This is a genomic window from Enterobacter cloacae complex sp. ECL411, assembly GCF_021869665.1.
Taxonomy (GTDB): domain Bacteria; phylum Pseudomonadota; class Gammaproteobacteria; order Enterobacterales; family Enterobacteriaceae; genus Enterobacter; species Enterobacter intestinihominis.
This window is the reverse complement of sequence record NZ_CP091486.1, coordinates 3,376,660-3,402,795: the sequence shown is the minus strand read 5'-3', so window position 1 is coordinate 3,402,795 and position 26,136 is coordinate 3,376,660. Positions and strand designations below refer to the sequence as shown.

Sequence of the window (26,136 nt, the reverse complement as noted above, 5' to 3'; positions counted from 1 at the left end):
TTCGCAATCCGTCAGGATTAAGGCGCTTTTTTATGCTGCGTACAGAGTTCCGGCACCGGATCGCACCCGCTGGTATCGGCTTTTTTCACCTCTTCCAGCGCGCTGGCGACGGTATGGCGCGCTAAAACCGCTAACGAAGCCTGCTCCGCTTCATCAGCGATTGATTTGAAGTACCAGCAGGCGTTGGCGCTGACCACACAGCGGGCCGGGACGTCAGGACGGGACGCCCACAGCTTTTTATCTTCAGTGACGGAAAGGTAGATATCACGCAGGGTGATCTCTTCAGCCGGGCGGCCAAGGTGAATAGAGCCGTTGCGGCCAAGCGTGGAGACGATAATGCCGTCGCGGGCGAGAGGAACCATTAATTTGCGGATAAAGCTCGGATTCGCTTCCAGGCCGTAAGCCAGGATTGCACTCGTCGAACGTTCACCCGATTGCTCCGCCATCGCTACGCTGAGAACCATCTGCAAAGCTGTCGGGAAGCGGTAATCTAACATTTTTCTGTCCTGGGTTGCGGTGAATCTTGTTCTTTTTGGCACCGCAGAGGTGAATAATCAGTGAGTAACAATATAACAAATACGGTAATTTTATTGAAGCAATCTGCGGCATACGTGAAGTAACGCTGCGCTGACACATGTCAGGACGTGTAGCGCCGGGTATACGTTCATGCGAACGCCGGATTCGGGAAATCAACGGTCACCATAATACCACCTTCGGCTGACGTACTCAGATTGACCCTGCCGTTGTGTTGCTGCGTAACGGCTTTGATGATGGCAAGCCCCAGTCCACTCCCGCTTTGGGTCTGATTAGGATCGCGGAAAAATCTGTCGAACACGCGCTCCCGCAGTTCAACCGGGATACCGGGGCCCGCGTCTGAGACGCGCAGCTGAGCGGACTTATCACGCGATTGCAGTTGTACCTCAATGCGTCCACCCTCAGGGCTGTACTTCACGGCATTCTCAATTAAATTGTCGATCAGCGACACCAGACGTTCCCGAATGCCTGCGACATGGATTTCATCGTCACCGAAGAATTCAAACTCAATCCCGCGTGCCGATGCCAGCGGCTCCAGTGCGGCCATTCGCTCCTGAATAAGCGTTGTCAGCGGCACAGGCTCCATTACCGTGTCGATGTGCGCTTCGCTGTGCTTCATCAGCAGAAGCTGATTGACGAGACGAGCAGCACGGCTATTGCTGCGAACAATGCCTGCAAGCAGCTCCTGCTGGCTTTCGCTGATGACCCAGGACTGAAGCGCCTCGACGTTGATTCGCATCGCGGCCAGCGGCGTACGCAGCTCGTGCGCGGCATCGGCAATAAACACCCTTTCCCTTTCGGCGCTTTCCCGCACCCTTGCGAGAAAGTCATTAATCGCGTCCACCGTCTGGCGCAGCTCCCTGTGCCTGGGAACGGCTTTTAAGGGAGAGAGATCGTCTGGCGTGCGCAATGAAATTTCATTCACTACCCTGTTCCAGGGGCGCATCGCGATGCGGATTGACAGCCACGCGGGAAACAGAAGAAAAGGGATGCATACCAGCAGCGGCATGACGTAATAGCCGCGCGAGTTCAGGTAGATAAAGAAATTCCAGCTGCCAGCCGGGGTGAAAAGGGTGACTTCAACGTCGGAGCGCGCGGATTTGAGCGTGCGGCTCGTCCAGGTGTGGTCTCCGGTCCGGACGCGCTGCATTTCCCCCAGGCGGCTATTTTTCACCTCCGTTGGCGCGCCACGCGAAGAAAAAATAATCTCATTATGCTTGCGAACGATCAGGTTGATAGCGAGTTCCGGATCTTCACCGCCGCCATACCCCTCCCGCAGCGCCTTGCTGAACGCGGCCAGCACCTCATTACGCGCCTGCGGCCTATCCTCCATGCTCTCAACAAGGGAAAAGAGGGTTTCGTAAGTCTCACTGCCCGTGAGTATTGGAGGGCTGCGCAGGTCCTCCAGCAAAATGAAGGTTAAAAAGAAAAACCAGAGCAACGTAAGCAGCAGCATCTGGGCGACCAGCATTCGCCTGACCAGCGTAGGGAGCCTGAGGCGGTACCAAAAATTACGCATCAACCTGCCGCCTTCTGAACCGGTACGGTATCAATGACGTACCCTACGCCCCGCACCGTTCGTACAAAGCCATCGCCAATTTTTCGCCGCAGGTTACCCATATGCACGTCGAGCGCGTTGCTGAGATTTTCTTTCGTGCCGAATATCCTCTCTTCCAGATACCGCCGCGTAAGCACGCGATCGGCGCGCAGCATTAACGTTTCAAGCAGCGCATATTCGCTTGCCGTCAGCTCAACGTGGCGTGCGCTCACCGTTACGCGACGCGTCGGAATATGAAGCGACAAACCGCGAATTTCTATTGCCTCATTTTCAAAACCGTAACTGCGTCGCGCAAGGGCTCTCACGCGTGCCAGCAGCTCGGCGAGAACAAAAGGTTTGACCAGATAGTCGTCCGCGCCCGCGTCCAGCCCGCACAGGCGGTCCTGCAGCGTGCCTCGCGCCGTCAGGATAATGACGGGGATCCCCCGGAGCTGCTGACGCAGACGCGTCATCAGGCTCATGCCATCGCCATCGGGCAGCCCCAGGTCGAGCAGGATAAGCTCCGGCACGCAGAGCTCAAGCTGATGCAGCGCATCCTCTTTCCGGCGTACCCATATGACATCAAATCCTTGATCTGCAAGGGCGAAACGTACGCCGTTGCCGAGATCCAGGTCGTCTTCAATTAGTAGAATTTTCACAAAGGTAACGGTATCAGCAGTGGATGAAGAACAGCTTAAGAAAAAAACGGTATCAGGAAATCATTCAACTTTACAGAACCAGCACGTGCTTCAGCGTTTCTTCATTTTCGGCTCATAAGAACCTTAGGGAGGGTATTCAGAATGAGCGCGCTGGCGTTTAACACCGCCTGAATCGTAACCATCTGAATCCAAAAGGGCTTCTTTAATGAGAAACTGCAAACTGCGTCACAGGTTCCCCCGTTCACTCATCGGTCGCAGCGTGAAAAGCATCCTGTCGGGGGCCGTCCTGGCGTTACTGGCTACCCCGGCGCTGGCGGCCGGGCAGCGCCAGGGCAACGTTTTAACCCTGGGGGGCGGCGTGGATGTTGCGCCACGCTATTCCGGTTCGGATAAGAGCCGCGTTACTGCGGCTCAGGTGGTTGATTACGCGATGGCAAATGGGTTCTTTATCAGTACCACCCGCGGGCTCGGCTACGGCAACCGCGTTGGCAACCTGGATTACAGCGCTGCGCTGAGCTATCGCGCAGGACGTAAGGATCGCGACGTAAGCAGCGATTCAATCGCCTCCGGCAGCGACTATCTGCGGGGGATGGGTGACGTCAAAGGCTCAGCCGTCGTTGTGCCGGGGCTGGGGTACAGGGTAACTGACTGGCTTAACGTGCAGCTGCAGGCTGAGGTCCCGGTTTCGGAAAGAGACAACGGTGAGGCTGTGCACTTCGGCATTGCCAGCCCGCTCTACACCTCTCCTGAAAACTCGGTGACGCTGGCGCTGACCGGCAGCTGGGGATCCAGCAAGTACATGCAAACGTACTACGGGGTCAGCGCCGCCCAGTCGGCCGCATCGGGATTTGCCCGACATGATGCCGGATCGGGCATATACGCCTATTCGCTGAACCTGGACTGGACCCATAAGCTCACCTCCCGCTGGAGCCTGCTTGCCGCAGCTGGCGTTACGCAGCTGACGGGAGAGGCGGGCGATAGCCCCATTGTTCAGCGAAAAACGTCTCCTGTGGGAAGTTTGAAGGTGACGTATAGCTTCTGATGGTTCAGTGAGGGCGAAGGCGCGTTTGTGACAAAACCGCACATAACCCCGTTACAGGAGCCGCAAGTACATAAAGCCCGTAGGATGGCGTGGCCCGAAGTCGGACCGTTCATCATGCGGGCTTTTTTTATCACTGTTGACCCGATAACGCCTGTTCAATCGTACGGGTAACAACGTCCGGCTGGCTGACCATCGATACATGGCTTGCCGCAACCTCCGTGGTGTTGGCGTTGATTTTCTTCGCCATTGCGCGCTCAAGCTCAGGATTGATCATCCGGTCATTTTTGCTGACCACATACCAGCTCGGTTTGTCATGCCAGGCGGCATGCGCGACTTTCTCCCCAAACGCATTGGCCTTAATGGGGCTCTGCGTCGCGGCAATCACGCTGCGCTCAACGTCCTTCACGTCAGGGGCAAAATTCTCGCTGACCGCTTTTGTCGGCAGATATAAATACCCCTCTGCCGTTTTAGCGAGGCTGGCGCTCCCTGGCGGATCAGGGAAGCTATTTGCCAGTTCTGCCGTCGACTGGCCGGAATCCGGCGCAAAAGCGGCAACGTAAACCAGTGACTTCAGCGGGCATTGTTTCCCGCCTCGCTGATTACCGTCCCGCCCCAGGAGTGACCGACCAGCACCACATCCCCATGAGCCCGGGCAATAGCACGCTGCGTGGCGGCGACATCATCTTTCAGAGACGTGAGCGGAAGTTGTACCGCAATGACCTCGGTATGGTGTTTTTGCAGCCGGGTGATCACCTTATTCCAGCTGCTCCCGTCGGCAAACGCCCCGTGCACCAGCACCACGCTGGCTTTCGTCTCTGCCAGCGCGCTGGTGGAAACCGCCAGCAGCGCCGCTGTTAATACAGACAATGCTTTTATAACAGGCTCCTTAAAAGTGATGAACCGCCGCGTGGGGCGGTACGGTGAATTCAACGGTTTTATGGTCGATGGGCTTATGCGTCGGGTCGGCAACGATGATGGTTACCTTGTGTTTCCCGGCGGGCAGCCCGACCAGGATCACCGGCTCGCCGCTGGTTTCAGCCCAGTGCCAGGGCGCGTCATCCACCACTACGTGAATATGGCCGATACGCGGAGTGACTTTCAGCGCGTCGGGTCCAAATACAGGTTCAATGCGCAGGTTTTCGACGCGGTACTGAATAAAGACCGCACCTTTACTCAGCGGTCCCGCCAGCGGTGGGTCGACGATCAGTTTTGCTGGCGGCTGGGGTTTTTCCTGCGGCGCTAGGGCGGCCGGGCCATTAACATCAGCGGCGCTCAGGCCATCCAACGGTGCGGCCAGTGCGCCAGCAAAGGACGTCAGCGCAAATACAGGAAGCAGGAAATATCGACGAATCATCTGTGTCTCTCCTCATCAGTTTATTATGGCGAGGGACACAGAAGACCATTTTTATGTATCGGGGATGTTTGCTTTTGCGGGCGTTTTGTACCGGTTTGTCAGCGTAGCGCTCGGGATACAGTGCGATACAGTTTGTCTGCCTGGAGCGAACATGCTTTAGCGCTCGGGCGAATCCACTACAAGACCTGATTGCTGTGACTGAATTTTGTCCTGATGGTGATACCAGGCGCCAATGGAGGAATAAACAAAGCGGCCAAAGAAGAACAGGAAACTGATGAGCAGTATGATGCGGGTCATCCGGGTGTTAAATCGATGTCGTTTTCGCATACGCGTAGCCTGACTCACTTTCTTTTCCTGAGTATACCCTTTTGGGCGATACGGCTATTAAGGCACAGCCGCAAGTCGGGGTCAATTCAGCGAAATGTAAAATACCGTCAATGCTTACATTAATTTATGTTATTAAAAACAACGCTTTTATTTATCGCATTGATAATTACAGGAAAAATATTCAAATAAAACGTAAGAAATGTTTATTCAGATAAATTAATTTGATTTAGGTCAACGGCATCTCGTCGTTGATATTTAAAATCCCACCTCCACTGTGCTTGCCAGGAATTTTCCGGGCATCGTGTACGTCAGGTTGGATGCCTGTCTTCATTTACCCTCTGGAGCGCAAGGGTTGTAAACGAGCATCTATGAATATTCACCACATCCTGAAGCAAAATAAAGACCGCTGGTGGGCACTTCCTCTTATATTACCCGTCGTGTTACTCCCGGTGCTTAGTGTGGCTAATACCTTAACGCAGCTGGGCGACGGTATCGTTGCGCTCTATTATCTCCCGCTCTCCTTTCTGCTGACGCTGATGTTGTTCTTTGGCCTGGAAGCCCTTCCCGGAGTGGTGGTGTCGCTGTTTTTACGTTATTACCCGTCCGTTGGGTTGTTTGAAACCGTGACCGGCATTTTGCATTTTATCGTCCCCCTGGTGCTCAGCTGGGGCGGTTACCGCGTGTTTGCGCCCCGACGCAATATGACCGCTTACGGTGACATACGCCTGATGGGGCAACGTATCTTCTGGCAGGTGTTTTGCCCGGCAACGCTTTTTCTGGTGCTATTTCAGTTTGCGGTTTATCTCGGGGTCTATGAGAGCCGCCAGAGCCTTGCAGGATTGAATCCCCTCAATATTCGGACCCTTATTAACTATCAGGGGCTGCTGGTGAGCGGGCTGACGGGTGTGCCGCTAAGCTACCTGCTGATCCGCCTGATACGTCATCCGCGCTATTTCAAGGGACTGATGTCCCAGCTCCGCACGCAAATAGACAAAAAGGTGACGGCCGTTGAGTTTGTGGTGTGGTTTTTAGCTCTGGGAGGGTTGCTGGCTATGCTGCTGCTGCCCATGAATGAAAACAGTTCCATTTTCAGCACCAACTACACTTTGTCACTGCTGATGCCCGTGATGCTCTGGGGGGCGATGCGCTTTGGCTACAAGCTGATGTCAATCATCTGGACGCCGGTCCTGCTGGTGTCGATTCACTTTTTTTATCACTACATTCCGGTGCAGGGGGGTTATGGCATTCAGCTGGCGATCACCTCATCCAGCTATCTGGTCTTTTCCTTCGTTGTGACGTACATGTCGATGCTGGCGACACGCCAGCGGACCATCAATATTCGCTCCCGCAGTCAGGCTTTTCTCGATCCGGTGGTGCATATGCCCAACCTGCGGGCGCTGTCGCGCGAGCTGGCCAGTCATCCGTGGTCAGCGCTCTGTTTACTGCGCGTGCCCGAGCTGGAGGTACTGGGACGCAATTACGGCGTACTGCTACGGATCCAGTATAAACAGCAGCTGGCGCAATGGATAAATGGCACCCTTCAGCCAAAAGAGCAAGTCTATCACCTCACCGGATATGACATGGCGGTGCGTCTGGAGGCGGAGTCGCATCAACAACGCATTGAGACGCTGGACGAGCATATTAAGCAGTTTGTTTTTATCTGGGATGGTATGCCGGTGCAGCCTCAGGTTGGCGTGAGCTACTGCTATGTACGCTCACCCGTCAATCACCTCTATCTGGTGCTGGGGGAACTGGGCATCGTGGCTGACCTCTCCCTCTCAACGAATCACCCGGAAAATCTTCAGCAGCGCGGGGCTGTTCACTTGCAGCGTAGCCTGAAAGATAAGGTGGCGATGATGAGCCGTTTGCAGACAGCGCTGGAGCAGAACGCTTTTAGCCTGTTAGTTCAGCCCGTTCGCGGCCTGCGCGGCGATCATTACCACGAAGTGCTGCTGCGAATGCGTGATGATAACGGGGCGCTGATCTTTCCCGAGCAGTTCCTGCCCATAGCACAGGAGTTTGGTTTATCGTCGCGTGTCGATTTATGGGTACTGGAGCGTACGTTGAGTTTCCTGGCACAGCACCGCCAGCGTTTGCCGGGCCAGCGCTTTGCCATCAACCTCGCACCTTCAACCGTCTACCGGGCGCAGTTCCCCCTTGAAGTGAGCCGCCTGTTAGCCAGATATGCCGTTGAAGCATGGCAGCTGATCTTTGAAGTGACCGAAAGTAGCGCCTTTGGTCATGCGGATCTGGCGGCATCCACCCTCAGGCAATTGCAAAAAATGGGAATACGGATCGCCATTGATGATTTTGGCACCGGCTACGCCAGCTATGCGCGGTTAAAAAGCGTGGACGCCGACATTCTCAAAATCGACGGCGGCTTTATTCGCAATATTGTCAGCAACAGCCTGGATTACCAGATCGTGGCATCCATTTGCCATCTGGCCCGGATGAAGAAAATGCTGGTGGTGGCAGAATGTGTGGAAACAGAAGAGATACGTAGCGCGGTGCACGCGCTAGGTATCGATTATGTGCAGGGCTACTTGATTGGGTTGCCAGTTGAGCTTGATACGTTGCTCGAAACACAGCCTTCTCAGGAGAGCGCCTTAGCCGTTACGCTGCCGCCTCAGAACTCTCTTCTTCAATCTTCAACAGCCAGCCGGTGACCGCTTCCCAGTACTGCTGCTCTTTTTCCAGATCCAGCAGCACCAGCGCGTTCTGGCTAAACCAGTCGTGCGGGAAGCTCAGCGTCCAGTGATAGTCATCCGTTTTAAGCTTCAACGTCGGCGGCGTGGTGGTCGCCTGTCGCTGATTATTGAGCAGCACGCCCAGGCGCAGAAGCTGAATGAGTGGCAGGAACTGCTTTTTCTTAAATAGCGTAAAGCGCGGCAGATCGTCGAGCTTGATGGCTTTGCGGTGATAGCGCACCAGCGTCGCCATCATGGTTTGCTGCTCCTGGTTGAAGCCAGGCAGATCGCTATTTTGCAGAATATAGGCTGAATGGCGATGCATTCCGCTGTGGTTAATGTTCAGCCCCACCTCATGCAGCATCGCGGCCCATTTTAACAGCGCGGCCAGCTGCGGATGCGCCAGCTTTGGATTCTGCTCCTCCCACTGCTCGTACATCTGAACCGTGGTTTCCAGCACCCGTTTCGCCTGTTCGCGGTCGATATTGTACTGGTTGGCAAGGCTCTGCGCGGTGCGGCTGCGAATATCCTGATGACGGAAACGGCCTTCCATCTCATACAGCACACCTTCGCGCAGGGCGCCGTCAGAGAGGCGCAGCTCTTTGATCGCCAGCGCGTCAAACACGCCGCAGAGGATCGCCAGCCCCGGTACGAACACCGCTTTACGCTCGTCGGACAAGCCCGGCAGACTCAGGGCGTCGAAACTCTTGTGCTTAAGCACCTCTTCGGTGAGTTTCACCAGGCGCTCAGGCGTAATAAACCCGTCCTTTTCACCCATCGCCAGCAGCACTTCATGGGCCGCTTTAATCGACCCCGATGCGCCCAGCGCCACGTTCCAGCCCTGAATACGATACTGCCAGGCCAGATTTTCCAGTTTTTGCACGGCGGCCATGCGCGCGCGCTGGAAGTTTTCGCGGGTGATGACGCCGCCCGGAAAATACATTTGCGCGAAGCTGACGCAGCCCATACGGCGGCTTTCAACCAGACGCGGCTCGAAATCTTCGCCAATCACCAGTTCGGTTGAGCCTCCGCCGATATCAATCACCAGCTTGCGGCCTTTTTCCGGCTGCGTATGCTCCACGCCCATAAAAATCAGGCGCGCTTCTTCGTTACCAGAGATGATCTCAATCGGGTAGGGGATAACCTTTTCCGCGCGCTTAAGAAATTCCGGCGCGTTCAGCGCCTGGCGTAGCGTATGCGTCCCGACGATGCAGACGCTGGACGGCGAAAAGCCTTGCAGACGTTCTGCGAACAGCGACAGGCAGTTAAGCCCGCGCTCCATTGCCTCTTCGCTCAGCATGTTACGCGCGTCGAGCCCATCGGCCAGATGCACGCGCTGCTTCAGACGACCGATGATCTGCATCGCGCCATCCACCTCGCGGGCGATGACCATATGGAAACTGTTTGAGCCAAGATCGACCGCAGCGAACTCCTGCGGGCGTGGGGTATTATCGTTTATTGGCATAGGTTAATCGGGTTGCTCAAGTGATTTGATGTAATCGTAAATCGCCAACTGTGACCGCACTTTACGGCGATTGCCGCGCGGTACATAGCGATTACTGAGTTCTTTGTCGATATAACGTGCTTTCACCGTATCGCTGAACAGGATCTCGATAATGTCCAGGATACGCTGCTTCAGGCGAGGATCCAGCAGCGGTGCCGCCACTTCAATACGGTAATCAATGTTACGCGTCATCCAGTCGGCGGACGAGAGGTATACGCGCTTATCACCGGCGTTATCGAAAATATAGACGCGATCGTGTTCAAGATAGCGATCCACAATGCTGATCACGCGGATGTTGTCGCTGATGCCTTCCAGTTCCGGAATGAGCGAGCACATGCCGCGAATGAGCAGATTTACCGGAACGCCGGAGCTGGAGGCCGCATACAGGCGATCCACCAGGCCTTTGTCCACCAGATTGTTGAGCTTCAGCGTGATGCCGGACGACAAGCCGTTCTGCGCATTGGCAATCTCTTTGTCGATCATATCGTACAGCAGGCGCCGTGAGTTCTGCGGTGACACCAGCAGATAATCGAAGCTCACCGGGCGGTACGGGTTCTCAATGAAGTTGAACACCCGACGCACTTCGTTGGTGATGCGGGCATCGGCAGTCAGCAGTGAATAGTCGGTGTAAATACGCGCGGTTTTCTCGTTAAAGTTCCCGGTACCGATATGGGCGTAGCGCACCACATCGTCGCCCTCTTTACGGGAGATCAGGAACAACTTGGCGTGAATTTTCAGCCCCGGCGCGGAGAAGATGACGTGCACGCCCGCTTCCGTCAGTCGGCGCGCCCAGTGGATGTTGGCCTCTTCGTCGAAGCGAGCCTGGAGCTCAACCACCACGGTCACTTTCTTGCCGTTGTGCGCTGCGTGGATCATCGCATCGATGATGCGGGAATCTTTCGCCACGCGATAAATGTTGATTTTAATCGCCAGCACGTTCGGATCGAACGAGGCCTGACGCAGCAATTCCAGCACGTGTTCAAAGGTGTGATACGGATAGTAGAGCAGCACATCCCGCTCGCGGATGGCATCGAACCCGTTGCGGAATTTATCGAACCAGATATGGCGCAGGCGCGGCAGCGGTTTGTTTACCAGATTGGCTTTGCCGACGTTCGGGAAGCCAATGAAATCTTTAAAGTTGTGGTAACGCCCACCGGGGATTATGGAGTCGTAGCGGGAGATGGTCAGCTTATCGCGCAGCATCTCCACCATCGCGTCCGGCATATCGCGCTGATAGACAAAACGCACCGGCTCTGCCGTCAGGCGCTGCTTGAGGCTGGAAGACATCAGCTCCATCAGGCTGGCCTCCATCTCATGCACCAGATCGTACTCGGCGTCACGGGTCATCTTCATCGAGTAGGCGTTGAGCGCGTCGTAATCGAAGAAGCCTTTGAAGATATCGTCCAGACAGTAGCGCAGAATGTTATCCAGCAGGATCATCGGCTTACGTCGGCGCGGGGTTTCCGGCGGCAGATTTACAAAGCGCGGGACTTTATCAGACGGTATTTCCAGCAGCGCGTAGTTAATGGTCTCACCACGAATGATTTCTACCGCCAGATAGGTGTAATCATCTTTCAGGAACTGCACCAGATCGGTTTCACGGTTGATCAGAATCGGGGTGATATGCTGGCGCAGATAGTGTTTGAAATAGTGGCGCAGCCAGTTTTGCTGATTCGCGGAGAGCTGGCGTTCGTTGATCAAGAAGATTTGGTTGCGTGCCATTTCCAGCAGCAGCTCGTTATAGAGGCCATCAAATTCCTGATCGGCTTTCATGACGCGAGACTGGATTTTTCCAAGCAGATGCCGCGAGTGGGAGTTTAAGCCCTGTTCTTCGCTGATGATGATTCGGCGTTTCAGTTCGGCGAAGCGAACCTTGTAGAACTCATCCAGATTGTTGGAATAGATGCCTAAAAAACGCATACGCTCAATCAGCGGGTTACTTTTATCGGCCGCTTCCTGAAGTACACGTTCGTTGAATGCTAACCAGCTTAGCTCTTTCTCGATATATAACTTTTCCTGACCCATTACAGCTCACACTCCAGTTCAATCACAGGACGTGGTAAATCCGTCTCGTCCTTATTATGGCGAGCATTTCCACGATATGTCCAACAGTGCCAGAAAAGTATGACAGTTATTTTTTTTGTTGGGGATTTTAGGGGGTTGGAGAAGGGAATATCGGGTAATGCAATATGTAGGTCGGGTAAGCGCAGCGCCACCCGACAGAACAAACTACTCTTCAGCCGCATGACCCTGCGGGGGTAACTTCACGCCGTCCAGCCAGGCGGCACCGTCGCGCATCTCAAGACGGCCGTCAACAAACCAGCTTACCACCAGCGGATAAATGGCGTGTTCCTGAGCCTGTACACGTTCCGTCACGTCGTCTTCGTTGTCACCGTCAAAGACCGGTACTTTTGCCTGCAAAATGACCGGACCGCCGTCCAGCTCGTCGGTAACGAAATGCACGGAGGTACCATGCTCCTCATCGCCGTTCTCCAGCACCTGACGATGGGTATGCAGGCCAGGATATTTCGGCAGAAGAGAAGGGTGGATATTCAGCAAACGTCCGTTGTAATGCGCGACGAAGGACGGGCTCAGGATACGCATGTAGCCCGCCAGCACCACCACGTCAGGCGCGTAGGCGTCAATCTCCTGCACCAGCTCACGGTCAAAGGCTTCACGCCCGGCGAACTGGCTGGCTTCCAGCGCGTGCGCAGGAATGTTCGCTTCCCGCGCGCGCTCAAGGCCGAACGCATCGGCCTTGTTGCTGAATACTGCCCGAATGGTGCCATTGATTTTCTTCTGTTTGCAGGCGTCTATAATTGCCTGCAAATTGCTTCCGTTGCCGGAAATGAGCACCACGATGTTTTTCATTCAATGACCACACGCTGTTCGGAATCGGAAGCTTTAATCGTACCGATTTTCCACGCGTTTTCACCTTTTTCTGTCAGCAGTTTAACCGCTTTATCCGCTTCGCTGGCTGGCAGGGCGATAACCATGCCCACGCCGCAGTTAAAGGTGCGATACATTTCATGCTCGCTCACGTTGCCTGCGGATTGCAGCCAGTTGAAGACGGGCGGCCACTGCCAAGAGGAGGCGTCGATCACCGCCTGGGTATTGTCCGGCAGCACGCGCGGAATGTTTTCCCAGAAGCCGCCGCCGGTAAGGTGAGCGATGGCGTGCACCTCAACGTTCTCAATCAGCTCCAGCACGTTTTTCACGTAGATACGGGTCGGGGCCAGCAGGTGATCGGCCAACGGTTTGCCGTCCAGCTCGGTGGTCAGCGGGTCGCAGCCGCTCACTTCGAGGATCTTACGCACCAGAGAGTAGCCGTTGGAGTGCGGACCGCTGGAGGCCAGCGCAACCAGCACATCGCCGTCAGCCACTTTGCTGCCGTCGATAATTTCTGATTTTTCTACCACGCCGACGCAGAAGCCTGCGACGTCATAATCTTCTCCGTGATACATGCCAGGCATTTCAGCGGTTTCACCGCCGACCAGCGCACAGCCGGATTGCAGACAGCCTTCGGCGATACCGTTAATGACGCTGGCTGCGGTATCCACATCCAGCTTGCCGGTCGCGTAGTAATCCAGGAAGAACAGCGGCTCAGCGCCCTGTACCACCAGGTCGTTGACGCACATCGCCACCAGATCAATACCAATCGTATCGTGACGCTTAAGATCCATCGCCAGGCGCAGTTTTGTACCGACACCATCCGTACCCGAGACCAGCACAGGTTCACGATATTTTTGCGGCAGCGCGCACAGTGCGCCGAATCCACCCAGGCCACCCATCACTTCCGGGCGGCGGGTTTTTTTCACCACACCTTTGATTCGGTCAACCAGCGCATTACCTGCGTCAATATCAACACCGGCATCTTTGTAGCTGAGAGAAGTTTTGTTGGTCACGGCTTAAATCCCCACGCGATTGCATAGCTAGTAAGAAAAATCGGCGCAATTCTAACAGTCCAGGCAAACGTTTGCGAGCCTATTCTCGGCGCGGGGATCTTTTTTTCTGTGCGGACTGTCCAGGGCAACAAACTTGACTCCGTTCACGAAAATGAAACCGGTTTCGGCGATCTGCTTGCAACGGCTATCCCCTTTGCACATCATCAAAATGAAACCGGTTTCTGTAACTGTTTTTGCAGAAAATAACGCAGAATGAGGGAAAGCGAATGTCAGGATTTAAAGCAGGTTTTCTGTGGGGTGGGGCCGTTGCGGCGCACCAGCTTGAAGGCGGCTGGAAAGAGGGCGGCAAGGGCGTGAGCGTTGCCGATGTCATGACGGCAGGCGCCCACGGGGTACCGCGTGAAATCACCAACGGCGTGCTGGAGGGGAAAAATTACCCAAACCACGAAGCCATCGACTTTTACCACCGCTATAAAGAAGACATCAAACTCTTTGCCGAGATGGGGTTCAAATGCTTCCGCACCTCCATTGCCTGGACGCGTATCTTCCCGAAAGGCGACGAGCTGGAGCCGAACGAAGCGGGACTCAAATTCTATGACGATCTTTTCGACGAGTGCCTGAAGCACGGCATCGAGCCGGTGATCACGCTTTCCCACTTCGAGATGCCTTTCCACCTGGTAACGGAATACGGCGGCTGGCGTAACCGTAAGCTGATCGACTTCTTTGTCCGCTTCGCGAAGGTCGTTTTTGAGCGCTATCAGCATAAAGTGAAGTACTGGATGACCTTTAACGAGATCAATAACCAGGCCAACTTTCATGAAGACTTTGCGCCGTTTACCAACTCCGGGCTGAAATATGCGCCGGGAGAAGATCGCGAACCGGTGATGTTCCAGGCGGCGCACTATGAGCTGGTGGCCAGCGCCCTGGCGGTGAAAGCGGGGCGCAAGATCAACCCATCACTGCACATCGGCTGCATGATTGCCATGTGCCCCATCTATCCGCTGACCTGTGCCCCGGACGACATGATGATGGCGATGAACGCCATGCATCGCCGCTACTGGTTTACCGACGTTCACGTGCGCGGCAAGTATCCGCAGCATCTGCTCAACTACTTTGAACGTCGCGGCTTCGCGCTGGATATCACCGAAGAAGATAAAGTGGCGTTGACGCAGGGCTGCGTGGATTACATCGGGTTCAGCTACTACATGTCGTTCGCCACCAAAGCGACGGCGGATAATCCGACGCTGGATTATGACGAGAGCAAGAGCCTGGTTTCTAACCCGTACGTGCAGAAATCGGACTGGGGCTGGCAGATCGATCCTGTCGGGCTGCGCTACTCTCTGAACTGGTTCTGGGATCACTATCAGCTGCCGCTGTTTATTGTGGAAAACGGCTTTGGCGCGATCGACATGCAGGAGAGCGACGGCACGGTGAACGACCAGTACCGCATCGACTACCTTTCCGCCCACATCCGCGAGATGAAAAAAGCGGTGGTGGAAGACGGCGTGGATCTGATGGGCTATACCCCGTGGGGCTGTATCGACCTGGTCTCTGCCGGCACTGGCGAGATGAAGAAACGCTACGGCTTTATCTTTGTCGATAAAGATAACGAAGGTAACGGCACGCTGAACCGCAGCAAGAAGAAATCGTTCGACTGGTATAAGCAGGTGATTGCGAGCAACGGCGATAACCTGTAATTGTCGGGTGGCGCTAACGCTACACTACACGTAGGCCCGCGTAAGCGCAGCGCCACCGGGCAAGACCCCGCACCCAAACCGGAGCCCAGCCTCCGGCTTTTTTGTTTTTGATTGATGTACATCAAGCAACATGGGTATGGCGCAATCCGAAAAAAGCGGTATAATCCCGCGATTTTTTTGCGGATGCCACCTCAGAGGAGAAAGAGAATGAAGATTGTGGAAGTGAAACACCCACTCGTTAAACACAAGTTGGGCCTGATGCGTGAGCATGACATCAGCACGAAGCGTTTTCGCGAACTGGCTTCTGAAGTGGGTAGCCTGCTGACCTACGAAGCGACCTCTGATCTGGAAACGGAAAAAGTGACCATCGAAGGCTGGAACGGCCCGGTGCAGGTTGAGCAGATCAAAGGTAAAAAAATTACCGTTGTGCCAATCCTGCGTGCGGGTCTGGGCATGATGGAAGGCGTGCTGGAGCACGTTCCAAGCGCGCGTATCAGCGTGGTGGGTATCTACCGTAACGAAGAGACGCTTGAGCCGGTCCCATACTTCCAGAAGCTGGTCTCTAACATTGATGAGCGTATGGCGCTGGTAGTTGACCCGATGCTGGCGACCGGTGGTTCGATGATCGCCACCATTGACCTGCTGAAACAAGCAGGCTGCAGCAGCATCAAAGTGCTGGTGCTGGTCGCGGCGCCGGAAGGTATCGCGGCGCTGGAAAAAGCGCACCCGGACGTTGAACTCTATACCGCGTCTGTCGACCAGGGACTGAACGAGCACGGGTACATCATCCCGGGGCTCGGCGATGCCGGCGATAAGATTTTTGGGACTAAATAATCGAATAACGATAAAGAAGCCGACTTTGATAGTCGGCTTTTTTTTGAATAAAAACCAACAATGACACTCAGAGGAAAACACTATGACGCGCCGTGCTATCGGGGTGAGTGAAAGACCGCCGCTTTTACAGACAATCCCGCTTAGTTTGCAGCACCTGTTCGCCATGTTTGGCGCAACCGTGCTGGTGCCAATCCTGTTTCACATTAACCCGGCTACCGTGCTGCTGTTTAACGGCATCGGTACGCTGCTTTACCTCTTCATCTGTAAAGGCAAAATCCCGGCCTATCTCGGGTCGAGCTTCGCGTTTATCTCCCCGGTACTGCTGTTGCTGCCGCTGGGTTACGAGGTCGCGCTGGGCGGCTTTATCATGTGCGGCGTGCTGTTTTGCCTGGTCTCCTTCATCGTGAAGAAAGCGGGTACCGGCTGGCTGGACGTGATGTTCCCGCCTGCGGCAATGGGGGCAATCGTTGCCGTCATCGGCCTGGAACTGGCGGGTGTCGCGGCGAACATGGCTGGGCTGCTGCCTGCGGACGGTCAGTCACCGGATTCTAAAACCATTATTATTTCGCTGGTGACGCTGGGCGTGACGGTTTTCGGTTCCGTCCTGTTCCGCGGCTTTATGGCGATTATCCCGATCCTGATCGGCGTGCTGGCGGGTTACGCGCTCTCCTTCGTGATGGGCGTTGTGGATACCACACCGATTGCCGAGGCACACTGGTTCGCGCTGCCGACCTTCTACACCCCACGCTTCGAATGGTTTGCTATCTTCACCATTCTGCCTGCTGCACTGGTGGTGATTGCTGAGCACGTTGGCCACCTGGTGGTGACGGCGAACATCGTGAAGCGTGACCTGATCCGCGACCCGGGCCTGCATCGCTCCATGTTTGCCAACGGTTTCTCCACCATCATCTCCGGTTTCTTCGGCTCCACGCCAAACACGACTTACGGGGAGAACATCGGCGTAATGGCGATCACCCGCGTCTACAGCACCTGGGTTATCGGCGGCGCGGCGATCATCGCTATTCTGCTCTCCTGCGTCGGCAAACTGGCGGCGGCGATCCAGATTATCCCGGTTCCGGTGATGGGCGGCGTTTCCCTGCTGCTGTACGGGGTGATCGGTGCGTCCGGTATTCGCGTGCTGATTGAATCCAAAGTGGATTACAGCAAGGCGCAGAACCTGATCCTGACCTCCGTTATCCTGATCATCGGCGTGAGCGGCGCGAAGGTGCACATCGGCGCGGCAGAGCTGAAGGGTATGGCGCTGGCGACCATCGTCGGCGTGGGCCTGAGCCTGATTTTCAAGCTGATCTCGGTCATTCGTCCGGAAGAAGAAATCCTGGACGCTGACGATAGCGAAAAAGCACCACATTGATCCTTTAACCGGGCGGACGATCCGCCCGGTTCTCTCCTTGCTGGTTCCGTGTTAAACTCCATTCCGATTTTATGTAAGATCTCTGGTTGAGGTATTTCTGAACGGACCGGCACAGCTCTCTCTGCCACTTTATCTCCCTGACGACGAAACTTTCGCGAGTTTCTGGCCGGGTGATAACCCCTCTTTACTGGCTGCACTGCAAAACGTGCTGCGCCAGGAACACAGCGGATACATCTATATCTGGTCACGCGAAGGCGCGGGACGCAGCCACCTGCTGCATGCCGCCTGTGCGGAACTTTCGGCGCGCGGTGACGCGGTAGGCTATGTGCCGCTGGATAAACGCACCTGGTTTGTGCCTGAAGTGCTGGAGGGCATGGAACATCTCTCCCTGGTCTGCATCGATAATATTGAATGCGTGGCGGGAGACGAGCCGTGGGAAATGGCGATCTTTAACCTCTACAACCGCATTCTGGAGTCGGGCAAAACCCGGCTGCTGATCACCGGCGATCGTCCGCCGCGTCAGCTCAATCTGGGGCTGCCGGATCTGGCGTCTCGTCTGGACTGGGGGCAAATCTACAAGCTGCAACCGCTGTCGGATGAAGACAAACTCCAGGCACTTCAGTTGCGCGCCAGACTGCGCGGATTTGAACTGCCGGAAGACGTAGGACGCTTCCTGCTCAAGCGTCTGGATCGGGAGATGCGCACGCTCTTTGATACGCTCGATCAGCTCGATCGCGCCTCCATCACCGCCCAGCGCAAGCTGACCATTCCGTTTGTGAAAGATATTCTTAAGCTGTAGTTATGCCGGGTGGCGGCTGCGCCTTACCCGGCCTACATATGGCACCCGTAGGCCCGGTAAGCGCAGCGCCATCGGGCTAAAGATCTCCCATCAGGTGCTCAACCAGCAGCGGAATCGGTCTTCCCGACGCCACGCTTCTGCCGTTCTCACGCCACAGCGCCGTCCCGCTGATATCCAGATGTGCCCAGGGGATCGCCGGCGGACAGAAGTGATGCAGCAGCCACGCCGCCGAGGCGCTTATCGCCGCATTGTTAGTCGGTGTGTTGCACAGATCGGCAATCGCGCTGTCGGTCTGCTTTTTCAGCCGTGCGTCCAGCGGCAGAGACCACACCTCGTCACCGCTCCGTTTTCCTGCCTGCGTCAACGCGGCGCGCAGCGGTTCATCCTGGGTCATCAGCCCGCTCAGCTCATACCCCAGCGCTTTCACCACTGCGCCCGTCAAAGTCGCCATATCAATGATGTAGCGGGCCTGCGGGTACCGCTGGCTGGCCCAGGCAATGGCGTCAGCCAGCACCAGCCGGCCCTCGGCATCGGTATTATTGATTTCAACGGTGGTGCCGTTACAGGCTGTTGCCACCGTGCCGGGCTGCATGGCGTCGGGGCCGATGGCGTTTTCCGCCAGCGCCAGCACGCCCATGATGCGCACGGGTAATTTCAGCTCCGCAACGGTCAGCATCAGCCCCAGTACGTTGGCCGCGCCGCACATGTCATATTTCATGGTGTACATGCCCGCGCCTTCCTTCAGCCACAGGCCGCCGGTGTCAAAGGTAATGCCTTTTCCCACGTAGCAGCGCATCGGGCCGTCGTTGGCACCATCATAATGAATAGCCAGCAGACGCGGCGGGCAGGTCGCCCCTTTGCCAACGGCGTGCAGCAGTCCAAGACCCTGCTCAGCAATATCTTTTTCGTTCAGCACCTCGCAGCGCAGGGCAGGGCTGGCGGCACACAGTTTTTGCGCCTCTTCCACCACAAACTGCGGCGTGCAGCGGTCGGATGGCATATCCGCCAGACGTCGCGCCGCGATCATGCCGAGCGCAATGGCCTGCTGCTGGCGGAAGATCGTCTCCAGCTTCGCCTGCTGTTCCGGCAGGCAGAGGGCAGTGATGCAGGTAAGACGCACCGCTTCGTCCGTCTTCTTCAGCTTCAGGTCACTGAGCCTGTGCGCCTGATTAAAGAGAAAACGCAGCACCTGCGCCAGCACCACATCGTCGATATCCGTCACGTCCAGCACGAGTTCGGCGCTGGCGGGGGCGGTAAGCAACGGTCGCAGGGCGGTGAGCAACCCTTCGGTCAGGGCGTCATGCCAGATCGTGTCCGGCAACAGAGTAATGCGCGCAAACGGCGCGCAGCCAAAGCGCGCGTCCGCGACGGTGCTCTGCTGGCGCATTTCAGCGATAAGAGCGCTATCCGGTAACAGGGAACTGTCAGCGCGCGCAATCAAATGGCTGTTCGGCTTCGCGTCTGAAAGCGCGTTGATAAACTGGTAAGTGATCATCATGATTCCTCAATCGGCGCGCGGATCCGTGCGGCATAGGTCTGCATCCACTCCTCATCTACCGCGTGATAGTGCGTTTTCTCCCGGAGGCGTTCAGTACGAAAAACGGTGAGGGGCTGGCGAGCCGTCGCCACCACGAACGAGAAGGTTTTTATGTTGGTCGCGGCGCCAAATTCTCCTTTGCTGTTCATGCACACCACGGAGAGATCGCCCGCGCGACCGAAGCGCGACATCAGCTTGTCTTCCAGTTCGAATACGACTGAATCCGCCGCCTGCTGCGGCGTCATCCCTTGCGCCATCCGGCGAACGATTTCGTAGCTGGTACAGCCCTTCATCAGGTCTTCACCGACGCCTGTAGCGGTGGCCGCGCCGGTTTCGCTGTCGCAGTAAAAGCCGGAGCCGATGATGGGTGAGTCACCGAGGCGACCGCGTTTTTTCATAAACAGGCCACTGGTGGAGGTGGCGACGCTCATCGAACCCTGTTTATCAAGGCCAATGATGCCGACGGTGTCATGTCCGTCGTAGGGGCTTAACCCCTTATCCAGCGTTTCGCGGCAGCGCTTGCGGTAGTGCTGCATGGCGCGATCCGTGAGCATAGTTTTGTCGGCAAAGCCCTGGCTCAGCGCCCATTCGCGCGCGCCCTGGCCGACCAGCAGGCTGTTATAGCGCTGACGGCTGAGCGCGTGCGCCACGCGCACCGGGTTGGCGATATCCACCAGATTCCCCACGGCGCCGAACGCCAGCGTGTCGCCGTCCATATAGGCCGCGTCCAGCTCCACCTCGCCGTTTTCGGTCGGCAGGCCACCGTAGCCGACGGATTTATACAGCGGAAAGTCTTCCACGGAAGCGACGGCATCGACCACCGCCGAAGCGACCGGTTTTCCCGCCGCCAGGGCAGACGCGGATTCCGTTACCCCTTCAAGTGCCATTCGCCAGGTTGCGATAATTCCCCACATGCTTTACTCCTGTTTTGCAAGGGTGGTGTCGGGTTGCGTAGCGGTAGTCAGCTCCGCGGCGCGGTACTGTTTATCCACGATACGCATGAAAGGCAGGTACAGCATGGCGCCAATCAGCAGGTTGATCAGCTGCATCACGCTGCCGCTCAGGTGCCCGGTGACGATAAAGCCGCTGATAACCGGCGGCAGCGTCCAGGGAATAAACACCCCGGTGGTGACGGCGACCGCGCCAATTTTCATCGCCGCATACTGCACGGTGACCAGCACCAGCGGCACCAGATTAAACGGGATGAGCATGATCGGGTTCATGATCACCGGCAGGCCAAACAGGATCGGTTCGTTGATGTTAAACACCGAGGCACCCGCACCGAGGCGCGCCACCTCTCGCATGTTTTTGCTGCGGGCGAAAATCAGCATCGCTATCACCAGCGACAGCGTGGCGCCCGCGCCGCCCATCCAGATCATGTCAAAAAACTGTTCGGTGATGATGTGCGGCGGCGTCGTTCCCGCCTGGATCGCGGCGATGTTGTCGGTCTGGTTTTCCATCCACAGCGGGCGAATAATGCCGTTGATCATCGAACCGGAGTTAATGCCCACTGACCACAGAATGGTGATACTGAATACGGTCATCAGCGCACCGAAATAAGAGGTGCCGTAGTGGCGCACCGGGGTGGCAACCACTTCATAAATAAACTGGTGGATGGTGTGGTAGTGGGTGTTTTCAAATATGATGCGGATAATAAGCACCAGAATCATCACCAGCAGGGCCGGGATCAGCGCCGCGAACGACTCCTGTACCGCCGGTGGTACGCCGTCCGGCATTTTGATGACCAGCTTTTTGCGCTTCAGCCAGCAGAACAGTTCCGTCCACAGCAGGGAACCGATCATCGCCACAAACAACCCTTTGCTGCCAATCCACTCCACCGGCATCACGGTAATGCCGCCGTTTTCCGCCACTTTGATAAAGGGCGTCAGGATCAGGAAGGCGACCAGCGCCAGGATGCCGCAGGAGATGCGGTCCTCGCCATAGTGCTCAGCCAGGCGGTAGGCCACCAGGAAGCTGATAAACAGCGACATGGTTGAGAATACCGCGTTGAATGGAATCTCTATAATCGCACTCCAGCTCTCACCAAAGGCCTGAGACATAAACTGCTGATAGGCCTGATTCGGGAAGGAGGAGATCACCAGCAGGATGGAGCCGACGATGATAAACGGCATGAATGAAACGTAGGCCCCACGAATGGCCCCAAGATGACGCTGCTGGGCCGTTTTCGCCGCCAGCGGCATCAGTTTTGCTTCAAGAAATCCCAGAACATTGTTCATTGTGAACTCCGTACAAGATTGAGAGGTGTTGTTTATGTTATGTCTGTGGATTATCAGTGAAGCGCGGCGAGCGAAAGGTGAAATCGGTCACAAAGCATTCGCTGCTCTACTATAAATCTCATAAGATTAGTTTTGGAGAGAGACGCGATGGAAATCAAACTGCATGCTAACGCCACCACCACACCGCGTATCCGTCGCTATCTTCAGCAGTCAGATAAAAGCGACAGAGAGCTAGCTGTTGAACTGGGGATCTCGGTCACCACCGTCAGGCGCTGGCGCAACCGCGACCAGGTTTCGGATAACCACACAACGCCAAAAGTGATACACAAAGCATTGAGACAAGAGCAGGCGGCACTGATAAATGCCCTGCGGGATATCACTGGGGCACCGCTGGATGAACTGCTGCTGCTGGTGAATGACGGACTCGGGATCGCCGTTTCCCGCGCGACCCTGAACCGCTATCTCAAACCGGCTTCGGTAAGACAAAAGGGGGCGTCGTTGCAGGGCAAAAAGGCACTGAAGGCCGGTATCATGCCGCAGAAGCTACTTCTGCATCATCAGCCGCTATCGCTGCATATGGACGACGGTGGGGAGCAACACCTGCTCTGGGCGCGTGAACCCGTCAGCGGCTGGTGCTACGCCCGGCTTTATGCCGGTGTCTCGCCGCAGTTGCTGACCCGCTGGACGAACGAGGTGCTGGCTGCATGTCCGGCTGATATTCAATCTATTGAGACTTTTGGGCTAGAAGTGAACTTGCCGGAGCATAACGTCATCGTAAAAGCGCATTCACAGTATTATCTTGCCCTTCAGGTCGCCGTGCCGTTACGTGAGATCATTCCGCGCGTGAATAGTGAACCGGCGGGAGAACTGTTGATCCAGCTGTGTGAATTTTTCAACCGGGGAAAAGCGCAGAAAAAGCTGGGGGAGAGTACGCCGCAGGCGTTTCTGGAAGCGCTGCGGCGTAACGATTAGACGATCCCGAGTACGTCTTCCGGCGGACGGCCGATACGCGCCTTGCCGTTCGCCACGACAATCGGGCGCTCAATCAGCTTAGGATTGTCGACCATCGCCTGAATCAGCCGATCTTCAGTGAGACTGGTATCATTCAGATTGAGAGATTTATACAGATCTTCTTTCTGACGCATCAGCTCGCGTGCGCTGCCCATGTTCAGCATCTTCAGCAACTGGCGGATCGTCTGCGCGTCCGGGGGCGTCTCCAGATACAACACCACTTCCGGATCGATGTCGTTAGACTTCAGCAGATTCAGAGTCTCGCGGCTCTTGGAGCAGCGAGGGTTATGGTAAATTTTTACCGCGTCTGTCATGACTTCTCCTTTATTACATCTTCTCGTACGGCTTAAAACGTTGTTGCAGGCCACGCAGCTGGTCGATTCGCGCATCGTAGCGGGCCTGTTGCAGGCTGCCGAGCTTCACCTGTGAGCTGGCGCTGCTTAGCAGGGAAATGGCCTGATCGAGGCGCCCCGCCAGCGCCAGACCTTCCGCACGCGCGGCCAGCTCCTGATCGCGATTACCCAGTTGCCCCTGGGCCTGGGCGAGCAGCTCCCAGCCGTTCTGGTCATCTTTATTGTTAAAGGTATAGCGGTTCAGAATGGTCACCGCCTCGCCGGGCTGGCCGCCCTGTAAGTAGGCGTTCGCCAGGTTTAGCTGCAATACCGGATTGTTGCGAATGTCTTTCGCCCCTTTCAGACGGTTGATCGCATCGGTCGCCTTTTTCTGTCCTAAATCGATATCGGTTGCGAGGTCGAGATACCACGGATTGTCAGGCGCCGACGCCAGCAGCGGCTGTAGCGCTTTACGCGCTTCATCGTACTTGCTTGCTTCCATCGCCTGGAGTGCCTGACCATACTGCGCGGCGTTCTTCTCGCGCACGTTGCCTTTCGCCAGCGCGTCCAGCAGATCGCTGGTGAGCTGATTACGTCCGGAGTTGTACATGCCAAGCGTTCTCACTTTGGCCATGTAGAAATCCTGCGAGGACTGCACGACGACCGGACGCATCTGGTTAGCACGGTTACGCGCATCCGAGAGACGGCTTTCCGGCAACGGGTGGGTCAATAGAATTTCAGGCGGGCGCGACGAGTAGCGTGCCTGGTCGAGCAGTTTTTCCAGGAAGCTCGGCATGGCCTGCGGGTCAAAGCCGGAACGCTGTAAAACCTGAATGCCGATGCGGTCTGCTTCCTGCTCGTTCTGCTGGGTAAAGCTGATCATCCCCTGACGCGTCCCCGCCAGCGTCCCGGTAAGCGCCGCCATCCCGGCCTGCGGGCTGGCCATCGCCAGCAGAATAGAGCCCAGCGCGCCCACCCAGGTCAGGGGGGCGTTACGCTTCTGATCTTCCATCGCACGCGCCAGATGGCGCTGGGTGACGTGCGAAATTTCGTGCGCCATGACGGACGCCAGCTGGCTTTCGTTATCGGAATAACGGAACAACGCCGAATGCAGCACCACGTTCCCGCCAAAGAAGGCGAAGGCGTTGATTTCGTCGTTATTGATTAAATAGAAGTGGAAGGGCGTTTTTACCGAGTCTGCGTGCGCCACCAGTCGCATCCCCAGACCGTTGATGTACTGCACCAGCAAAGGGTCGTTAATCAGCGGAGCACTGCCGCGCAGCTGGCGTACGTAATAATCACCCATCTGCATCTCCTGCCCGATGGAGAGCGTGCTTCCTGCCGTGGTGCCCATGTCCGGCAATGAATCGGACGAGTCAGCGAAAGCGGGCAACACCTGACCCACCGTCACGGTGGCAATCAGTGTCGCAACCAGTGTTTTTCTCAACTGCCTGAACATAACCACTGTCCTGTATGTTGGATGTGCTAATTTGACCGATGAACCCGCATAACGTTCATCTCCGCTGCTCTGCGAGTGTAGCCGTGTTAAGAGATGAAGAAAATCCCATTCATCAGGGTTTTGCGAAACCTGACAGTGAAACAAAAAGGAAAGTCTTTTTTGTGACAGTTAGATACAATTCACCGTCTCACTCCCGCCATTCGATTCAGGGAAGGGTTGTATGCTCGAAATGTTAATGCAGTGGTATCGGCGTCGGTTTAGCGATCCGGAAGCCATTGCTTTGCTGGTCATTCTGGTTGCCGGATTCGGTATCCTGTTCTTCTTTAGTGGCCTGTTGGCACCGCTTCTGGTGGCAATTGTGCTGGCGTATCTGCTGGAGTGGCCCACCGCGCGTCTGGAACATATCGGCTGTTCCCGACGCTGGGCGACCAGCATTGTCCTGGTGCTGTTTGTCGGCATTCTGCTGCTGATGTCCTTCGTGGTGATGCCCATCGCCTGGCAACAGGGGATCTACCTGATCCGCGACATGCCCGGCATGCTGAATAAACTGTCTGATTTTGCCGCCACGCTGCCGCGCCGCTATCCTGCGCTGATGGACGCCGGGATCATCGATGCGATGGCCGAAAACATGCGCGCCCGCATCATGACCATGGGTGACTCGGTGGTGAAATACTCTCTGGCCTCGCTGGTGGGGTTGCTGACGCTGGCGGTTTACCTTGTTCTCGTGCCGTTAATGGTGTTTTTCCTGGTCAAAGATAAAGAGCAGATGCTGAATGCGGTGCGCCGCGTGCTGCCGCGCAATCGCGGTCTCGCCGGTCAGGTCTGGCAGGAGATGAACCAGCAGATCACCAACTACATTCGCGGCAAAGTGCTTGAGATGATTGTGGTGGGCGTGGCGACCTGGATTGGCTTCGTGATTTTTGGGCTGAACTACTCGCTGCTGCTGGCGGTGCTGGTCGGATTCTCGGTTCTGATCCCGTATATCGGCGCGTTTGTGGTGACCATTCCGGTAGTCGGTGTGGCGCTGTTCCAGTTTGGTCTGGGTACGGAGTTCTGGAGCTGTTTCGCCGTATACCTGATTATTCAGGGACTGGACGGGAACCTGCTGGTACCGGTGCTGTTCTCAGAAGCAGTTAACCTGCATCCGTTGGTGATTATCCTGTCAGTGGTGATTTTCGGCGGGCTGTGGGGATTCTGGGGCGTGTTCTTCGCCATTCCGCTGGCGACGCTGATTAAAGCCGTGGTCCACGCGTGGCCGGATGTGCCGGCGGTGGAAGAGAAGTAGATTTAGTGCGGGCTGATGCCCTCA

General features: G+C 56.1%; 22 protein-coding genes and 1 pseudogene. 8 read left to right on the top strand and 15 right to left on the bottom strand.

What is annotated here, in order from left to right:
• Positions 1-17 precede the first annotated feature (17 nt).
• The 3 genes from L3069_RS16135 to L3069_RS16125 all read right to left on the bottom strand — a co-directional run bounded on the left by L3069_RS16135 (position 18) and on the right by L3069_RS16125 (position 2,730).
• Complete coding sequence (locus tag L3069_RS16135) at positions 18-497, bottom strand: Rrf2 family transcriptional regulator (RefSeq protein ID WP_003860591.1); 480 nt, start codon at positions 495-497, stop codon at positions 18-20.
• A 167-nt stretch (positions 498-664) separates the two neighbouring features.
• Positions 665-2,053: a HAMP domain-containing sensor histidine kinase gene (locus L3069_RS16130; RefSeq protein WP_038416496.1), complete on the bottom strand. Its 1,389-nt coding sequence runs from the start codon at positions 2,051-2,053 to the stop codon at positions 665-667.
• The gene (locus L3069_RS16125; protein ID WP_038416495.1) at positions 2,053-2,730 is read right to left on the bottom strand and encodes a response regulator; all 678 of its coding nucleotides are present in this window, start codon (positions 2,728-2,730) and stop codon (positions 2,053-2,055) included. Before L3069_RS16125 ends, L3069_RS16130 begins: the two co-directional genes overlap by 1 nt.
• A 205-nt stretch (positions 2,731-2,935) precedes the next feature.
• On the opposite strand from L3069_RS16125, the gene L3069_RS16120 reads away from it, so the two are divergent.
• Positions 2,936-3,772: a MipA/OmpV family protein gene (locus tag L3069_RS16120; protein WP_038416494.1), complete on the top strand. Its 837-nt coding sequence runs from the start codon at positions 2,936-2,938 to the stop codon at positions 3,770-3,772.
• Between the two features lie 130 nt (positions 3,773-3,902).
• On the opposite strand, the pseudogene L3069_RS16115 reads toward L3069_RS16120, so the two are convergent.
• The 3 genes and pseudogenes from L3069_RS16115 to L3069_RS16105 all read right to left on the bottom strand — a co-directional run bounded on the left by L3069_RS16115 (position 3,903) and on the right by L3069_RS16105 (position 5,453).
• Positions 3,903-4,525, bottom strand: a pseudogene (locus L3069_RS16115) (alpha/beta hydrolase).
• A gap of 133 nt (positions 4,526-4,658) precedes the next feature.
• On the bottom strand, positions 4,659-5,126 hold the full coding sequence (locus tag L3069_RS16110) for a DUF6130 family protein (RefSeq protein WP_038416493.1): 468 nt from the start codon (positions 5,124-5,126) through the stop codon (positions 4,659-4,661).
• Positions 5,127-5,282: 156 nt separating this feature from the next.
• Positions 5,283-5,453 (bottom strand): YfgG family protein, encoded by a 171-nt coding sequence (locus tag L3069_RS16105; RefSeq protein ID WP_017383512.1) that lies wholly within the window; start codon positions 5,451-5,453, stop codon positions 5,283-5,285.
• Positions 5,454-5,821: 368 nt separating this feature from the next.
• On the opposite strand from L3069_RS16105, the gene L3069_RS16100 reads away from it, so the two are divergent.
• A complete protein-coding gene (locus L3069_RS16100) occupies positions 5,822-8,119 on the top strand; it encodes an EAL domain-containing protein (protein WP_051979833.1) in 2,298 nt (765 codons plus the stop codon).
• Here L3069_RS16100 and ppx read toward each other — a convergent pair.
• The 4 genes from ppx to purM all read right to left on the bottom strand — a co-directional run bounded on the left by ppx (position 8,067) and on the right by purM (position 13,549).
• Positions 8,067-9,605 (bottom strand): exopolyphosphatase, encoded by a 1,539-nt coding sequence (gene ppx / locus L3069_RS16095; RefSeq protein ID WP_003860570.1) that lies wholly within the window; start codon positions 9,603-9,605, stop codon positions 8,067-8,069. The two genes, L3069_RS16100 and ppx, sit on opposite strands and share 53 nt — an antisense overlap.
• A 3-nt stretch (positions 9,606-9,608) precedes the next feature.
• Positions 9,609-11,669 (bottom strand): polyphosphate kinase 1, encoded by a 2,061-nt coding sequence (ppk1, locus tag L3069_RS16090; RefSeq protein ID WP_006811494.1) that lies wholly within the window; start codon positions 11,667-11,669, stop codon positions 9,609-9,611.
• A gap of 204 nt (positions 11,670-11,873) precedes the next feature.
• On the bottom strand, positions 11,874-12,515 hold the full coding sequence (gene purN / locus L3069_RS16085) for a phosphoribosylglycinamide formyltransferase (RefSeq protein ID WP_022648982.1): 642 nt from the start codon (positions 12,513-12,515) through the stop codon (positions 11,874-11,876).
• Entirely contained in the window at positions 12,512-13,549 is a 1,038-nt protein-coding gene (gene purM / locus L3069_RS16080) for a phosphoribosylformylglycinamidine cyclo-ligase (RefSeq protein WP_022648981.1), read from the bottom strand. The genes purN and purM overlap by 4 nt, the downstream gene beginning before the upstream one ends.
• A gap of 266 nt (positions 13,550-13,815) precedes the next feature.
• Between purM and L3069_RS16075 the strand changes: the two genes are divergently transcribed.
• From L3069_RS16075 to L3069_RS16060, 4 genes are all read left to right on the top strand, one after another.
• The gene (locus L3069_RS16075; protein ID WP_038416492.1) at positions 13,816-15,246 is read left to right on the top strand and encodes a 6-phospho-beta-glucosidase; all 1,431 of its coding nucleotides are present in this window, start codon (positions 13,816-13,818) and stop codon (positions 15,244-15,246) included.
• A 207-nt stretch (positions 15,247-15,453) separates the two neighbouring features.
• Entirely contained in the window at positions 15,454-16,080 is a 627-nt protein-coding gene (gene upp, locus L3069_RS16070) for a uracil phosphoribosyltransferase (protein WP_022648979.1), read from the top strand.
• A gap of 82 nt (positions 16,081-16,162) precedes the next feature.
• Positions 16,163-17,452: a uracil permease gene (gene uraA / locus L3069_RS16065; protein WP_022648978.1), complete on the top strand. Its 1,290-nt coding sequence runs from the start codon at positions 16,163-16,165 to the stop codon at positions 17,450-17,452.
• 97 nt (positions 17,453-17,549) lie between these two features.
• Positions 17,550-18,251, top strand: coding sequence for a DnaA inactivator Hda (locus tag L3069_RS16060; protein ID WP_211482948.1), 702 nt, complete (start codon positions 17,550-17,552; stop codon positions 18,249-18,251).
• A 76-nt stretch (positions 18,252-18,327) separates the two neighbouring features.
• On the opposite strand, the gene L3069_RS16055 is transcribed toward L3069_RS16060, so the two are convergent.
• The 3 genes from L3069_RS16055 to celB are packed head-to-tail and all read right to left on the bottom strand — an operon-like array spanning position 18,328 to position 22,025.
• Positions 18,328-19,746, bottom strand: coding sequence for a M17 family metallopeptidase (locus L3069_RS16055; protein ID WP_038416491.1), 1,419 nt, complete (start codon positions 19,744-19,746; stop codon positions 18,328-18,330).
• Positions 19,746-20,702: a N(4)-(beta-N-acetylglucosaminyl)-L-asparaginase gene (locus L3069_RS16050; protein ID WP_038416490.1), complete on the bottom strand. Its 957-nt coding sequence runs from the start codon at positions 20,700-20,702 to the stop codon at positions 19,746-19,748. The genes L3069_RS16055 and L3069_RS16050 overlap by 1 nt, the downstream gene beginning before the upstream one ends.
• Before the next feature lie 3 nt (positions 20,703-20,705).
• Complete coding sequence (gene celB, locus L3069_RS16045) at positions 20,706-22,025, bottom strand: PTS cellobiose transporter subunit IIC (protein ID WP_023306683.1); 1,320 nt, start codon at positions 22,023-22,025, stop codon at positions 20,706-20,708.
• Positions 22,026-22,172: 147 nt separating this feature from the next.
• Here celB and L3069_RS16040 point away from each other — a divergent pair, with 147 nt between their 5' ends.
• Positions 22,173-22,997 (top strand): homeodomain-like domain protein, encoded by an 825-nt coding sequence (locus L3069_RS16040; RefSeq protein WP_038416489.1) that lies wholly within the window; start codon positions 22,173-22,175, stop codon positions 22,995-22,997.
• On the opposite strand, the gene arsC is transcribed toward L3069_RS16040, so the two are convergent.
• Together arsC and bepA are read right to left on the bottom strand one after the other, a co-directional pair.
• The gene (arsC, locus tag L3069_RS16035) at positions 22,994-23,350 is read right to left on the bottom strand and encodes an arsenate reductase (glutaredoxin) (protein WP_022648973.1); all 357 of its coding nucleotides are present in this window, start codon (positions 23,348-23,350) and stop codon (positions 22,994-22,996) included. The genes L3069_RS16040 and arsC overlap by 4 nt on opposite strands.
• 13 nt (positions 23,351-23,363) lie before the next feature.
• Positions 23,364-24,827 (bottom strand): beta-barrel assembly-enhancing protease, encoded by a 1,464-nt coding sequence (gene bepA, locus L3069_RS16030; protein WP_038416488.1) that lies wholly within the window; start codon positions 24,825-24,827, stop codon positions 23,364-23,366.
• Between the two features lie 220 nt (positions 24,828-25,047).
• Here bepA and L3069_RS16025 point away from each other — a divergent pair, with 220 nt between their 5' ends.
• Positions 25,048-26,112 (top strand): AI-2E family transporter, encoded by a 1,065-nt coding sequence (locus L3069_RS16025; RefSeq protein WP_003860546.1) that lies wholly within the window; start codon positions 25,048-25,050, stop codon positions 26,110-26,112.
• Positions 26,113-26,136: the final 24 nt, after the last annotated feature.

Coding starts and splice junctions, on each gene's coding strand:
- L3069_RS16135 (WP_003860591.1), bottom strand. CDS start 497: ATGTTAGATTACCGCTTCCCGACAGCTTTGCAGATGGTTCTCAGCGTA.
- L3069_RS16130 (WP_038416496.1), bottom strand. CDS start 2,053: ATGCGTAATTTTTGGTACCGCCTCAGGCTCCCTACGCTGGTCAGGCGA.
- L3069_RS16120 (WP_038416494.1), top strand. CDS start 2,936: ATGAGAAACTGCAAACTGCGTCACAGGTTCCCCCGTTCACTCATCGGT.
- L3069_RS16110 (WP_038416493.1), bottom strand. CDS start 5,126: ATGATTCGTCGATATTTCCTGCTTCCTGTATTTGCGCTGACGTCCTTT.
- L3069_RS16105 (WP_017383512.1), bottom strand. CDS start 5,453: ATGCGAAAACGACATCGATTTAACACCCGGATGACCCGCATCATACTG.
- L3069_RS16100 (WP_051979833.1), top strand. CDS start 5,822: ATGAATATTCACCACATCCTGAAGCAAAATAAAGACCGCTGGTGGGCA.
- ppx (WP_003860570.1), bottom strand. CDS start 9,605: ATGCCAATAAACGATAATACCCCACGCCCGCAGGAGTTCGCTGCGGTC.
- ppk1 (WP_006811494.1), bottom strand. CDS start 11,669: ATGGGTCAGGAAAAGTTATATATCGAGAAAGAGCTAAGCTGGTTAGCA.
- purN (WP_022648982.1), bottom strand. CDS start 12,515: ATGAAAAACATCGTGGTGCTCATTTCCGGCAACGGAAGCAATTTGCAG.
- L3069_RS16075 (WP_038416492.1), top strand. CDS start 13,816: ATGTCAGGATTTAAAGCAGGTTTTCTGTGGGGTGGGGCCGTTGCGGCG.
- upp (WP_022648979.1), top strand. CDS start 15,454: ATGAAGATTGTGGAAGTGAAACACCCACTCGTTAAACACAAGTTGGGC.
- uraA (WP_022648978.1), top strand. CDS start 16,163: ATGACGCGCCGTGCTATCGGGGTGAGTGAAAGACCGCCGCTTTTACAG.
- L3069_RS16055 (WP_038416491.1), bottom strand. CDS start 19,746: ATGATCACTTACCAGTTTATCAACGCGCTTTCAGACGCGAAGCCGAAC.
- L3069_RS16050 (WP_038416490.1), bottom strand. CDS start 20,702: ATGTGGGGAATTATCGCAACCTGGCGAATGGCACTTGAAGGGGTAACG.
- celB (WP_023306683.1), bottom strand. CDS start 22,025: ATGAACAATGTTCTGGGATTTCTTGAAGCAAAACTGATGCCGCTGGCG.
- L3069_RS16040 (WP_038416489.1), top strand. CDS start 22,173: ATGGAAATCAAACTGCATGCTAACGCCACCACCACACCGCGTATCCGT.
- arsC (WP_022648973.1), bottom strand. CDS start 23,350: ATGACAGACGCGGTAAAAATTTACCATAACCCTCGCTGCTCCAAGAGC.
- bepA (WP_038416488.1), bottom strand. CDS start 24,827: ATGTTCAGGCAGTTGAGAAAAACACTGGTTGCGACACTGATTGCCACC.
- L3069_RS16025 (WP_003860546.1), top strand. CDS start 25,048: ATGCTCGAAATGTTAATGCAGTGGTATCGGCGTCGGTTTAGCGATCCG.